Source organism: Maribacter sp. MJ134 (assembly GCF_003970695.1).
GTDB lineage: Bacteria > Bacteroidota > Bacteroidia > Flavobacteriales > Flavobacteriaceae > Maribacter.
In genome coordinates this window covers 2,304,789-2,318,851 of the sequence record NZ_CP034570.1, presented here as the reverse complement: position 1 = coordinate 2,318,851, position 14,063 = coordinate 2,304,789, and the positions used below count along the sequence as shown (strand labels likewise).

The window sequence follows — 14,063 nt, the reverse complement described above, 5'->3', positions numbered from 1 at the left end:
CCATACCTAATTCGGGTCTACCACATTAAAATTATATAGTTTGCTCACCGGTCTACCGTCAGTAGTAATACCCTCGATACGTATAACGTATTCACTTTCGATATCACCCGTGTAAAAGTTCAAGTTGGCGACTGAATCATCCTTTAGCTCAATGTTCGGTTCCCAGTGCAACGTTCTGCGGTAGTCCAGTTTTTTATGTTCAGGTTTTTCAATTGCGTAGTTGGGCCTGTAGAATTCCCTCGCCTTGTAAAAACCGGGAATGGTCGCGTTGATATAATTTGAATTTTCTTTCGGTTTTTCCTCGGTAAATTCACCTGTTTTCATATAAACGGCCACTACGCCACCAGCAGCCCGCCCCCCATAAATCGATGCATCCGCACCCTTTAGTATATCTATGAACAAAATATCGGTAACCCGAATACTTTGAATTTGACCTGCGGATACAGGTGTGCCGTCTAGTAAGTAAAGAGGTGGAGCTCCGCCTGCTTCGCCAAATATTGGTCTGATAAACGCCTGTTGGTTTGGAAAGGTACCAAGAACCCTAACACTGGGGTCACGCCTTAAAACATTGAAAGCATTAACCACTCCATTCCCCAAACCAGGAATAGAGTCGGGCATAAGTCTGGTTGATGGATATCCATATATTGTTCTAGCGTTGAGTTTTTTATCAAGTAGGGCTTGCTTATTTATTTTTCTATCCTTTACAACTACCTCGTTCAAATAAGTGACATCGGGGTCGTATTCGAAATCGGGCACTGCTTTTTGCCTCACCACACTAGGATAGGATTTTGTAACGGTATTAGTTACCTTTTTTGTACTGCCACCATCTATCTCCTCGTTATTTTTGACCTTTACTTCAGGGAAATATGAATCCAGATAGATGGAGAATCGGTCTTTTCTCTTTTTGAATAGGGGCCAGCTGTTCGCGTTCAACACTGCCGTGATGCTATCCTTAAAAACAAAGGGCCCGAAACTGAACCTACCCAAGGTATCGGTCACTCTCTTTTCTTGTATCAATTCATTTGCAACAATATTCAAGGTCGCAAGTGTTTTTTTAGGCTTGTATTTATTGTTGAAGGCTGTTGTCGTACCCGTTATCATAATGCCCTTTTCCGGAGGAAAGGCTATTTCTTTGCGGACGCTATCCTTCAAAATTGACTTCCAGGTGAACCTCCGCCAGCCATGAGTGAGCATCAACAGGTCCAACAGGTACTCCCGGCCGTTGATCTCCTCTTTAAAAAAGAAGATTGGGTTTGAAATAGTACTGCCCAGATCTGAGTTCAACAACAACCAACTCTTGATGTTCTCTGTACCTTCCTGCATTTCACTCTTGGCAAAGACGCTCATGGAAAAGTCGCCTTCAAGGGGTTTTGCATCCGTATCAACCACGGCAAGGTCCACACTCATTTTTTCACGTAAGCCATAGTTGGATTTGTTCGTTTCTATGAACAAATCCAGGTTGTTCTCAGGGTTTTCGATAAAGGTCAGGCGCTCACATACGGGTTCCTTGTTTGGGGTGAACAAGGTAAAATGGGCAATTCCATCTTGTAGCTTTGAAGTAAGCAATTTTATGGTAGTGCTGTTTTCATTATTGCCCTTCAAGACTTGCTTGAAGATGACATCACCCCGGGTGTGCCCTACGAGCATCGCGTTTTGAAGGCCGTTGGTAATAGTTGTGGAAGCGGTAATCATGATATGGCTTCCCCTGTTCATGACACGCAAAGCATAACCTTTTTCAACAGGTTGGGGAACCGGGTACTTCACCATTGTTCCATCGATAGGAATGTGTAAATAATAATCGGTATTGGGTTCTGGTTTCAAAGAGGACCAGCCCAATCCAAATTCATAACTATCGAAAAGGGAAACCAAATGGCAATCTTGGTCCAATATTTTACCCTTTAGAGCGAGACCGTTACCCTCAGCATCGGTAATCTTTGTGGCCAAGACACATTCTATACCGGTTACGAGTTCACCCCCTTCCGGAAAGAATTGGACAATAGGCTTGGTCTGTTTTATTATTTCTGAATCTGCTTTTGAAGACTTATCCTTTCGTTTATTATTCCTTAGTTCCGTAGCACCCTTACCATTCGACTCGGGCTGCGATGCGGAAATGGAAATTTCCTTTTGAAAAAGAATTGGTTCTTTGTCGTTCAGCATATATTTCGTGTATGCGCGCAGTGTATAGGTTCCTACCTCCATTTTATCAGAAAGCGTAATATCACCCGCCGCACCTACGGATTCCATAACTAATTTTTGTTGCGCTACTATGTTTTCATTTGCATCTAGCAGTTCCACATAAATCACGCTGCTCATAGCACTGGCGATATGTGTGGTTCCGTTTAACAGATAGGTTTTGAACCAAATAGTCTCCCCTTTGGTGTAGCTGTCTTTATCGGTCTGGAGGTATACTTTTTCAACAGGAATCCTAGTAGTATGACTGGTAAGTTTCCCCAGTATTTGCTGCATACTATGCTGTGCAGAAATTTCGGATACAAGGCACAACAGAAAACCCATACATAGAAGCGCAGTACGTTGTGTAGATTTTAGCATAATGAGTTTTCTAGAACCTTTGTTAAATTACTGTATATCAAACTATAGTGGAAATTTAATCTCTTAAATAAAAGTTATTTTCAGGTCTAAACATTTTTCTTTAAGCATGTTAATACATACTAGGAGGAGCGTATTATGCCGCAGATTGTTACTTGTTTTTCAATTCTTCAAAATCACGAATTCCCGGTACAATTTGAATATGTAAATCCGTTCTGTTCCCTGGCCATTTTAAAATGGTTAGCCTCTGCGTGTACTCATCCCAGATAAAATCTTTTGGATTTACATTTTTGGGAAGTTTATAAATTTCTAGGCCTACATTTTTGAGTGGGTCACGGTATATGATAACATCATCATCAATAAGAATCGAGAATCCGTCTGGATAATGCCTGTTGGCACCGATGAAAATGGTAGACGCTCCTTTTGTGTTGTCAGGATGAATTTTCAAATCTAGACTTCTTGTAGCGTGGTTGAACAGAAAGCTGTGGATATCCCCTGCAATGGTTTGAGGATACGGTCTGGCAATAATATCAGTAATATATTTTCGTTCTACTGTGCCTGCCGCTTTTTTGTCGCTGAAAATGGCCCAGGTAGAGGGTCCGCCCGGTAGAAAGTTCTGCATCGTTCTATTCCCTAAAAACCATGCTTTGATACTGCCTACGCCCATTTTGTCGAACACTTCTGCGGTTTTGATATAAAGCTCTCTATACCTTAACTGTCCTAGGTCGCCCGAGATTAGGGTATCTGTAGATGTGAATGTGGGGAACCCCCATTCTCCAATAAAGATGGGTGCTTGTAGCAGTTCGGATTCCTTGTCAAAACGGTCCATAACAGGTTTTATAAAGTCGATTTTGTCTTGATAGATATGAGGTGCAAAAACAATGTTTTTTCTATTGACCGAAGAAGTAATCTCTGCATATTGATTGTTGTCTATTCCTTCTCCCTTGTTCATAAAAATGGATTGAAGAAGAATCTTTTTACTCGGATTTATCTTTTGACTTTCGTCTATAATTTTTTGATATAAAGGAATTAAATAGGTGTTGGTAAGGTCGGTATAGGAAATATCCATGGTCAGTTTTCGCGGTTCGTTAACTATATCGTAGCCCAATACAGAGCTTTCGTCAGCAAATCGGTTCCATATCACTTTCCAAGCATCGATATAAGTATCATACTCCTTCTTCTTGTTCTGCCAGAACACTTCCCATTCAAAACTATCTACACCATATACCGTCATTTTAAATACGGTTTTCATACCAGCGTTTTTGCCATGTGCCACAAGCGTATCCAATTTTCTAAGATAGTTCTCTTCCACGCGACCTCCGGGAAAGGTACTTAGTCTTCCGAGTTCCAGCCGAATCACTTGTGAATTGGCACCGAGCCTAACCATCCGTGTATAATCATCCGAATTAAAGAAAACTTCTCCCTTATGGTCATTGGTATTTATTACAAATCCTCTGGACACTACATGGCGTCCTTGTGCATCCCTAAGGCCATGTTTAATTTGTGACTGCATGGTAAATGTAAATAACAACAGCAAATAGGTGAGGTAAGTAGTTTTCATGGGTTTTGGTTTAATGGTTGAATAAAAGTTTCAAGCAGTGTGTAGTTTCAATTATTGATATAATCTCAAAACGAGTTTAAGGCTAAAAAAATGGGGCAAGCACGATGCTTACCCCATTTTCAAACTAACTCAAACAACTTTCTTTAAGTCTTTACACGTTTTTATTACTTATTAACGGTAGCCGTTATTGGTTGGGTCTGATTCCAATAAAGCTGGGTTCTGTTCCAATTCCTGCAAGGGAATGGGCAACAATACGTGCCAAGGTCTAATATTCTGTGCTGGGCTCCAAAACCTGTATTCAATGTTTTCCATTACATCGAACAAAATTCCCCAACGGATTAAATCATATCTTCTATGAGCTTCAGCCGCCAGTTCCCACTTACGCTCGTCATAAATAGCTTCTCTGAACTCTTGTTGGCTCAAACCTACCAATTCCCACTCGGCTTGGGTAGCATAAGCTCGTTGGCGTATGGGCTCAATATATTGATATGCTCCTCCGGGTCCATTAGCTTCGTTTTCACATTCTGCAGCCATTAAGTATACGTCCGCCAATCGAAAAACCATACGATTATCTTCATGATTGAAACGTGGCGATGTTGCTAAATCTAAATTCCAGAATTTTGCCATATAGGGAAAATTAAGCTCGAACCCTAGGTAGTTATCCACTATATTTAGTGGTCTTCTCAAATCATTTAAAGGAAATGTCTCTGCAAAGTCTTTTGCGGCTACCTGTAAACCTGTACCATTGAAAGCCTCTCCTCTTGCGGATAATGCCTCCCTTAAAGCGCCTCTTTCGTCCGAATTGGCAGGTTCATCCCGTAAACGAGGGTTGAACATACTCGGTCTCCAGCTATTATTACCCGCAAAAGATCTTCCTGGGAAAGCGGGGTCAAATATACCTTCAATATCTCTTGCAAAATCCAATGACCAAATAATCTCCGCATTATATTCGTTAGCTGGATCAAATACCTCTTCATAGGTCGGCAACAATACGTGAGGAGATTCATTAATAATTTCTAAACACTTGGTGAGACCGGCTTGCCAGTTTTGCTGCTTCATATAAATTTTTGCCTCAATAATAGCAGCTGCCCATCTTGATGCACGACCTCTTTGGTCGTCAGGATACGTGGAGGGTAAGACTCCTTGCGCAAATTGTAAATCGGCTATTACTCCCTCTAGAATAGTTGCCTCATCAGTTCTACCTAAAACCCTTACTTCATCGAGGGTCAAAGCTTCGGTGTAATAGGGTGCATTACCCCAAAGATTGGTGATATGCCAATAACTTAAAGCGCGAAGAAACCTAGCTTCAGCAATAACCTCGGTACGCACTTCTTCAAGTATGGCTTCATTATCCGTAACTCTATCAATGATGAAATTAGCGTTAAAGATTACTCGGTAGAGGTCTTTCCAGGTATCGGACACACTCATTTTTTGAACGGATACATCGGCCAGAGCCTCGTCTAAAATATAATCACCAATAGGCTGTACAAAATTGGCAGGTCTGTTCGGTTCTATGATATCCGCACCATTGTCATAAAAATGGTCGAGGCCTACCTGACCGTAAATTGAATTGTTCTTTAATATGGCGTATGTGCCTTGTATGGCTTGCCTAGCATCATTATCAGATGCAAAAAATGTCTCCGGGGCAATAACTGCTCTAGGATCCTCTTCCAAAAACTTCTCACAACTTACGATTGTGAAAATGATGAAGACGAATAAATAAATGTTCTTTGTTTTCATATCTAATTCTTTTTTTTTAGAAAGTTACATTAAGACCAAGTGTAATAATCCGAGGATTAGGATAATTCGCATCTAAAAATCCAAGTGCTATATTGCCAAATTGGTTATTACCTTCGTTAAAATTATTGGCTTCAGGTTCGATCAAACGAGTTTTGGAGAACAATAATAAGTTGCTACCGTTTAAGTATATAGTTGCATTTTTCACTCCATCCAAGCCCATTTTATCGGTAGGGAAATTATAGGCCAAACGTACCGCTTTAAGACGAATGTGCGAACCATCTTCTACATACTCCGAATTAATAGGCGTATTGGTTACAGAATCACTTCCTGCCCTAGGAATATTTGAGGTAGGGTTATCCGGCGTCCAACGATCCCGTAAATCTCCAAATTTTACTGTTTCGGCACGATTAAAATAGTGATTTCGCATTCTTAAGTTAAATACCTCATTGCCTGTGGTACCTTGAAAGAAAAAGGAAAAATCAACATTCTTATATGAAAATGAGTTTTCGAAACCGAAAATTAAATCCGGGAAAGGACTTCCCAAAACCACATTGTCTTCTGTCGATATAATACCATCGCCATTCAAATCTTCGAATCTTGACCCACCGACAACTTGTGATGTTAAACCTGAGGCATCAATTTCCTCTTGACTTTTCCAAGTACCTAAATAATTTACTCCCGTGAAAACAGGAACCGATTCACCAACAATTAATCGCGTATTACCCGAACCTATAATAGGATCCACGACAAGATCAATAAAATCTTGGCCCCCAAGATCTAAAATTTCATTCTTATTTCTAGCCAAGGTTACGGTGCTATTCCAATTGAAGTTATCGTTGGATATATTGGTTGAATTAATCAACAATTCCCATCCTCTATTTTCAAGTGCGCCAACATTTTGCAATTGGCTTGTAAAACCGGTTTGTCTTGGTATGGTCACATCCAATAGTAGGTCGTTGGTCTCCTTTTGGTAGTAGTTGAATTCGGTAAATATCCTACCGCCAAATAGTGATGCTTCCAAAGCGATATCCAATGAAGTGGTGGTTTCCCATTGTAGATTAGGGTTGGAAGGCCTACCCAAGGTTAAACCTGGTACCTCGGCACCGTTAAGTGTCGTGTTCGCTTCGGTTAGAACACCCAATGTTCTATATGGTCCTATTGCTTGGTTACCAGATTTACCCCAACTAGCCCTTAATTTTAAATTACTGAATAAGCTCTGATTCTGCATGAACTCCTCTTCATTGATGTTCCAGGCCGCTGCCACAGAGGGATAAAAATTATACTTGTTACCTGGGGCAAAAACAGAACTACCATCTGTTCTTCCTACTAAGGTCAGCAGGTATTTGTCTTTGTAGTCATAGTTTATCCTTCCAAAAAAAGAGGCAATTTGAAATCCGTTATAATCACTAGTTACGACCGATCTTATTGGGTCTGAATTACCTAAGTTATTAAAGCCTGTGGCATCACTGGTGATACCTGCCGCTTCCGCCTCTGTAATCTCTGTTTCTACTTTTTGGAAAGAAGCACCTCCAAGAACGGTTAAGCTGTGATTTTCTCCCAATTGGGTATTGTACTGTATGGTGTTTTCATTGTTCCAACCCACACTAGCTACAGTTCTAACGCTTGCATTGCCGCCATCTGTTATACCTACGGCAAGGTTGCCCGGTAATTGGCTAGAATTGAATCTGTTTCGTTTAACATTATTGAATTCTGGACTGAACGTTGAACGAATGATCCAACCGGGTGCTGGTTTGTATTCTAAATACGCCGTGCCCAATAAGTTATTGGTAAAGGTTTCATTGGTATTCAATTCAAAATTTGCAAGCGGGTTGTTGAATGGAGAACCAACGACATCATTAAACCCATTAAAAGTGCCGTCCTCATTAAATGCCGGTTGTGTACGTAAAGTTCCGAACAAATTCCCGCCAAAGGAGGTAAGGCCATTATTATTTTTTAGTCTTGAATAATTGATACGGAAACCTGCTTTTAATTTATCACTTAGATTAATATCTAAATTGGATCTGAAAATAAATTTTTCGATACCCGTACTATTTACAATACCTTCTTGATTAAAGTAATTGATAGAGTTGTAATAGTTCACATTTTCTGATGATCCTGAAATGGATACGTCCGCATTATAAATTGGAGCGGGGCCCGTCGTTAAATCAACCCAATCATTATCAGGGTAGGTAGATGGATCATCTGGAAATGGTATCGCCACGCCTCTAAAAGTATTATGTTCATTAGTAAAAGCAATTTGTTCCTCGCGAGTTAATATATCTGGAAGTTCAGGCAACATTTGCATACTGGTGAATAAATTAACACTCACTTCAGGTTTACCGGTTCCTGTACCACGACCACTTTTGGTCGTAACCAAAACCACCCCATTTGCACCTCTAGAACCATATATGGCAATAGAAGAGGCATCCTTTAAAATTTCAAGGGACTGAATATCGCTGGGGTTGATATTGTTCAAGTTAAAATTGGTCCCAACTACAATCCCATCAATAACGAAAAGAGGTTCGTTACTACCGGTAATAGAGTTACCACCCCTTACACGTATAGTCGTCCCCGCACCGGGCGCACCACTTGCTTGGGTAACCTGAACCCCTGCGGCCCTACCTTGTAAAACTTGGTCAACCCTTGAAGCGGGTATCTGTGTGATTTCTTCGGAACTTACGGATGATACAGATCCTGTAAGGTCTTTTTTAGTTGAGGTACCATAACCAATTACTACAACTTCATCGAGTTTGTTGTCTGCCGCTAGAATTACGTTGATTGTACTTTGGTTTCCTACCCGAATTTCTTGACCGGCATACCCTATATAAGAGAACATGAGCGTATCATCGGTGTTCGCTTCAATAGTGAAATTACCATCAAAATCTGTGCTGACGCCAGTAGTGGTTCCTTTTACGACCACAGATGCTCCCGGCAATGGGCCATCTTCATCGGATACTGTGCCAGTCACCGTCTGTTGTGACCAGGCCGTTAAGCATCCAAGGGTAAATAGTAAAGTACATACCCTAGATTTTAGTTTGTTTGATTTTAGTTTAATTTTTTCCATAAGGTTGTTGTTTCATACAGTTGTAAATTCTTTTAAACGTTGTTAAATTATCGTTAAGGTTTTTTTAGGTCATCCTGTACTGTACTGTAGGGTATCTTATTTTGGAACAAAAATTCTTGTTATCGTCTGTATTCATTGGGATTGCTGCTTTATTAAGAATTAATTAAAAATTGCTATAAAAATTTTTCAGATAGTTATTTTTTTAGGAATTTACTGAGGAGATAGGCAATAGTGTTTCCGTGAATAGCGCTCTAGTTGAATAGAATTTTAGCCTATTTAGCACTGTTTTATTTGAAATCTTAATTGATAATTGAGATTTATAGTGCGCCGACACTTGCGTCCAAATAAATGTTGACTATTCATCAAATGCCTTGTGTGCCCGTCCAGAGGTTATTTTTTGAAAAGGTCTTAACGCTTACAAGGACTTATCAGAAGCAAATGATTATACCCGTGCCAGCGTATCTTAAGCTTAGATCTACGGTTTTTTGACTGGTTTTTTCATTTATCTGCCTCTGTAGGTTTCCTAGTCTCTTTGCTTAGACCGTTAACGCGAGCTTTCTGTTCAACAAAGTAAGGTTGAAAGGTGTAAGAGGAATTTTGGTCCCAAATAGCGTTCCCTTTAGGTAACAGCGATTTTAACCTATCAATTTCCTGATTGTATTGCTGTTGTCCTGCCAGATTGGTATGTTCATTAGGATCATTTTTATGATCATACAATTCCTCTTTACCGTCCTCATAACGTATGTATCTATAGCGTTCCGATTTTATAGTATGATTGTTCATTCCAAAAGTTGTAATAGCAAATGAGGGTTTCTCGTCATTTCCTAACATGGTAGGGACTAAACTTTTACCTTCGTTACGATCATAAGCAGGTAGATCGGCCAATTCCAAGAGCGTTGGATATACGGAAAGCAATTCAGCTGGACGGTCAATTTTTTTGCCCTTTGGTAGTTGAGGAGCGGCGAATATGAGTGGGACCTTTGTGGCTACATTCCAAAGTGCATGCTTGGCAAAAGTGCTTTTTTCGCCTAAACGATAACCATGGTCTGACCACAATACGATTATGGTATTATCTGCATATTCGCTCTTTTCTAAAGTATCTAAGAGACGCCCAATTTCATAATCTACAAAACTAATGCATGCAAGATACGCTTGAATGATTTTTGGCCATTCGCCACTTTCAATGGCCCAATCCGTTGAGGGCATCATTGGTAAGTCGTTTATCATTTTTGCTACGACAGGAACATCATCTAAATCGTCAGGTCTATATGGCATAGTTTTAATACTATCCAAAGGATAAAGGTCAAACCACTTTTGAGGTACATATAGCGGTACATGAACGCGTAAAAAACCAACGCCCATAAAAAAAGGTTTATCCTGTTTTCGGTTTAAACGTTCCATGGCCCAATTAACAGATTTATGGTCGGGCATTAGCGAATCGTTCTCTGGGAAAGCGCCCCAGTCGGTGCTTGTTTTACCATATTTTTTTCTGTCCGATGTTCCAAAACCATCCCAAACAAAGCGCTCTTTAGGTAGGGGACCAAACCCTTTAACACGTCCTCCAGAGTCATCGAACATATCTTCTGGGGAATGGATGTGGAATAATTTCCCGATTCCCATAGTATGGTAACCATGCTGTTTAAAGTATTCCGGCAGCATAATAATGTCCTTGGTTGCTGGATTTTCCGAACGTATTTTATCATCGGGTATCATGCCGTATATCCCTGTGGTAGATGGTCGTAAACCGGTCATCACAGATGCTCTTGACGGACCACATAATGGGGCTTGGCAATGTGCATCCGTAAAGGAGACTCCCATCGCAGCTAACCGATCTATGTTTGGTGTTCTTGCCGGTCCATCGAAACTTCCCAACATGGTGTTCAGGTCGTCTACGGCAATGAAAAGGATATTTGGGGGGCGTTTTGCAGATTTCTCTTTTTCCTGGCCATGTTCTTTGCAGCCCAAAGAAAGAATGGCAATACATCCTAACAAAAGAAGTGCTTTAAATTTCATAACTTTCCTCTTAACTCAAAATTATTTTACCCAAGAGGCCTCTATTTTTTGTCTTAGTGTCTCTACGATTTCGGGGTACTCTTCGGAAATATCGTTTTGTTCGTAAGGATCCTCATAGATGTTGAACAGTTGAGCCTTTTCGTTGGGTTTATTGGTTTCATCCGGCAGAATCAGTTTGAACGGATGGGTCATCGCCATTCTGTAAAACAGGCTTTCGTCTATGGTATTAAAATCGTGGGCATATATTTCTCCGAAAAGGGCATCCCTTTCTGTTCGTGCATTTTTATCCAAAATATTGATGCCGTCCAATTCCTCGGGTAACTCCATATCCAATAAACTCAATACGGTTGGCACCATATCCAAGCTACTGGTAAGGGAAAGGGTATCCATAACCGGTGTGATTTTTCCTTTCCACTTGTACATTATTGGTGTTCTAAGACCATAATCGTAAGGAGATCGCTTGGATATTTTGTTGTAGGTAGCATTCGTTTCGTTTTGTACCCAACCATTATCACAGACATAAACAAACAGGGTATTTTCTGTTTCGCCTTTATCCTCTATATAATCCATCAATTGGCCGCAAGTGATATCAAACCATTCGCACATGGCCCAGTATTTTGCAACATATTCGGTAGGTGCCTTAGGTAGGTATTTTTGTAAAAGACTATCTGGTGGATTATGGGGTGAATGCGGTAAAAATGGCGCGTACCACATGAAGAAGGGCTTCTCTTTTTCCATGGCCACGTCTATGTAGCTGTATAGGGTATCCATTCCCTCGCGACCGATTTCTAATCCATAATCGCCATGCCTACCGCCACGTTCCGGATCACCGTGGGTCATACCAGAGTCAAAACCTCCATTTTTGTAATTACCCAACCACCATTTACCGGTCTGGAACGATAGATATCCTTTTTCCTTTAATAATTTGGGAAGTGTTGTTTTTAGCTTGTCGAAATTGTCAATGACAGTAGCGTAATTTTTTGGCCTCCACGTTTTTCGCCAATCATTTTCCCCACCCTTATCTCTTACGTTATCTGGTAGCACCCTATCATTACCCAATACGCCATGTTTTCTTGGATATACCCCAGTTATTATAGAGGCTAGGGATGGAGCACATAAGGAGGTGGGGACATATCCTCTTGTAAAAGTTAAACTTTCGTTAGCTAGCTTATCTAGATTTGGGGTCTGAATATGTTCATGCCCCATAAAACCATAATCGGTCCATGCTTGATCGTCCGATAAGATAAAAACAATGTTCGGTGGTTTCTCTGTGTTCGGTTCCTCTGAGCGTTCGGGCCTTGTTTGCTTGCAGGAGAAACAGAAGAGTAGTGTAAATGCTATAAAGGTCGATTTGAAAAGTGTTTTCATTGTAGTGTGGTATATAATAAGCTTTTTTATAATCCTTTTAAAAAATGAAGGTCTAATAATGCATTATGGTTCTATATGATTGGTTTGAGATACAGGAGATGAGGTGTTTAAGCTAAATTTATTAGGATTTAAAACAAAGCAACCTATTCCTTAACAAGTATACCAGTGTTTTCAAAGATTAGCATCCTGTAGTGTACGGTGGAAAACTTGGGTTAAGCAAAGTTCTGTGCCAATTATAATAGATCGGATAACATATATTTTGCAGATTCCATACTTTATTTTTGGTACTATAAAATCTTATTTGCAACTCTTGTGCTTCTCCAAGATTAAACCATTTATGTCTTATCTTGTCCTAAATACATCACTATACTCCTTATGGTCTTATGAAAACAAAGCATTTACAGCATGTTTACAGTAGAATTGGTTTTGGCGCGTTGCCCAGTGATATTAAACTGTTTTCGAATTTCGATAGGAGAAAAGTAGTGGCCAGAATAATGGAACAGTCCGAAAAAATAGTGCCCCTTGAAATGGATTTATCCGATTTGGAAGCACTTACTTCTGAAAAAAACAGGGTTGCAATGGACAAAAAGAAGCGGATGGAGCTTCAAAAGATCAGTCGCAAGAAGATCGAAGCTTACAATCAGTTATGGATTGAAAGACTCGCAGAGACCGATCAACTTTTGAGAGAAAAAATGACGCTTTTTTGGGCCAATGTTTTCGTATGTAGGGACAATAATATTTTTCACGTACAACGGTATAATAACACCCTGAGAAGACACTCACTAGGAGATTTCAGAACTTTTGTAAAGGCAATAGCCAGGGAGGCAGCTATGAGTAAATATCTTAATAACCGACAGAATCTAAAGGAGAGACCAAACGAAAACTTTGCTCGTGAATTAATGGAACTTTTTACTCTAGGCGAAGGTAACTATACGGAAAAGGACATTAAGGAAGCGGCGCGCGCTTTTACGGGGTGGTCGTTTAAACCCAATGGCGACTTTTATCTGCGTCAAAAGAAACATGACTACGGTGTTAAGACATTTATGGGCAAAACGGGAAATTTTGAAGGAGAGGACATCATAGATATTATATTGGAGCAAAAACAATGTGCCCGCTTTATCTGCAGTAAAATTTATAGGTATTTCATTCATCCGGAAATAAATGAAACAAGGCTTAACGAACTAACGGACTTCTTTTATAAGGACTACGATGTGGCGTCGCTTATGAACTATATATTAATGACCGATTGGTTTTACGCAGAAGCAAATATTGGTGCTAAAATAAAATCTCCCATAGAGCTTTTAGTAGGCATCTTAAGAATAGTGCCATTGAATTTTGAGAAAAGGAAGCAACTATTATATCTGCAAAAAGTAATGGGTCAAATACTATTCAATCCACCCAATGTGGCTGGTTGGCTTCAAGACAAGAACTGGATAGATAGTAATACCTTGTTGTTCAGAATGAAACTTCCGTCCGTTCTTTTGAACAATGCCGTGATTCAAGTGAATCAAAAAGGAGAATTCGAAGATTCATTTGATGCCTATTATGCGAAAACAAAAAAGACGAATCGATACATAAAGATTACTAGGAACTGGGCTATTTTTAACCGTGAATTCTTGTTGCTATCCGATAAAGAATTACGTGAAATTTTAATTTTGAGTCCCATAGAAAAGGACACTAAAGCGTTTTTGGATTCTTTGGCGGTAGTGGGTAAAAAAGAGTACCTAGTGCAGCTAATGTCATTGCCAGAATATCAACTATGTTAAAATC

The 14,063-nt window shown here is 40.0% G+C and carries 7 protein-coding genes; 1 reads left to right on the top strand and 6 read right to left on the bottom strand.

Going from position 1 to position 14,063, the window contains the following annotated elements; genetic code table 11:
• Positions 1-6 precede the first annotated feature (6 nt).
• The 6 genes from EJ994_RS10180 to EJ994_RS10155 form a co-directional block, all read right to left on the bottom strand.
• Positions 7-2,550: a TonB-dependent receptor plug domain-containing protein gene (locus EJ994_RS10180; RefSeq protein ID WP_126592328.1), complete on the bottom strand. Its 2,544-nt coding sequence runs from the start codon at positions 2,548-2,550 to the stop codon at positions 7-9.
• 148 nt (positions 2,551-2,698) lie between these two features.
• Positions 2,699-4,108 carry a cellulase family glycosylhydrolase gene (locus EJ994_RS10175; protein ID WP_126592327.1) on the bottom strand — a complete coding sequence of 470 codons (1,410 nt, stop codon included), beginning with the start codon at positions 4,106-4,108 and terminating at the stop codon, positions 2,699-2,701.
• A 171-nt stretch (positions 4,109-4,279) separates the two neighbouring features.
• The gene (locus tag EJ994_RS10170) at positions 4,280-5,848 is read right to left on the bottom strand and encodes a RagB/SusD family nutrient uptake outer membrane protein (RefSeq protein WP_126592326.1); all 1,569 of its coding nucleotides are present in this window, start codon (positions 5,846-5,848) and stop codon (positions 4,280-4,282) included.
• A gap of 16 nt (positions 5,849-5,864) precedes the next feature.
• On the bottom strand, positions 5,865-8,912 hold the full coding sequence (locus tag EJ994_RS10165) for a SusC/RagA family TonB-linked outer membrane protein (RefSeq protein WP_126592325.1): 3,048 nt from the start codon (positions 8,910-8,912) through the stop codon (positions 5,865-5,867).
• A 498-nt stretch (positions 8,913-9,410) separates the two neighbouring features.
• Complete coding sequence (locus EJ994_RS10160; RefSeq protein ID WP_126592324.1) at positions 9,411-10,925, bottom strand: sulfatase; 1,515 nt, start codon at positions 10,923-10,925, stop codon at positions 9,411-9,413.
• 21 nt (positions 10,926-10,946) lie between these two features.
• Positions 10,947-12,293: a sulfatase-like hydrolase/transferase gene (locus EJ994_RS10155; RefSeq protein WP_126592323.1), complete on the bottom strand. Its 1,347-nt coding sequence runs from the start codon at positions 12,291-12,293 to the stop codon at positions 10,947-10,949.
• Positions 12,294-12,676: 383 nt separating this feature from the next.
• Here EJ994_RS10155 and EJ994_RS10150 point away from each other — a divergent pair, with 383 nt between their 5' ends.
• A complete protein-coding gene (locus tag EJ994_RS10150) occupies positions 12,677-14,059 on the top strand; it encodes a DUF1800 family protein (protein ID WP_126592322.1) in 1,383 nt (460 codons plus the stop codon).
• Positions 14,060-14,063: the final 4 nt, after the last annotated feature.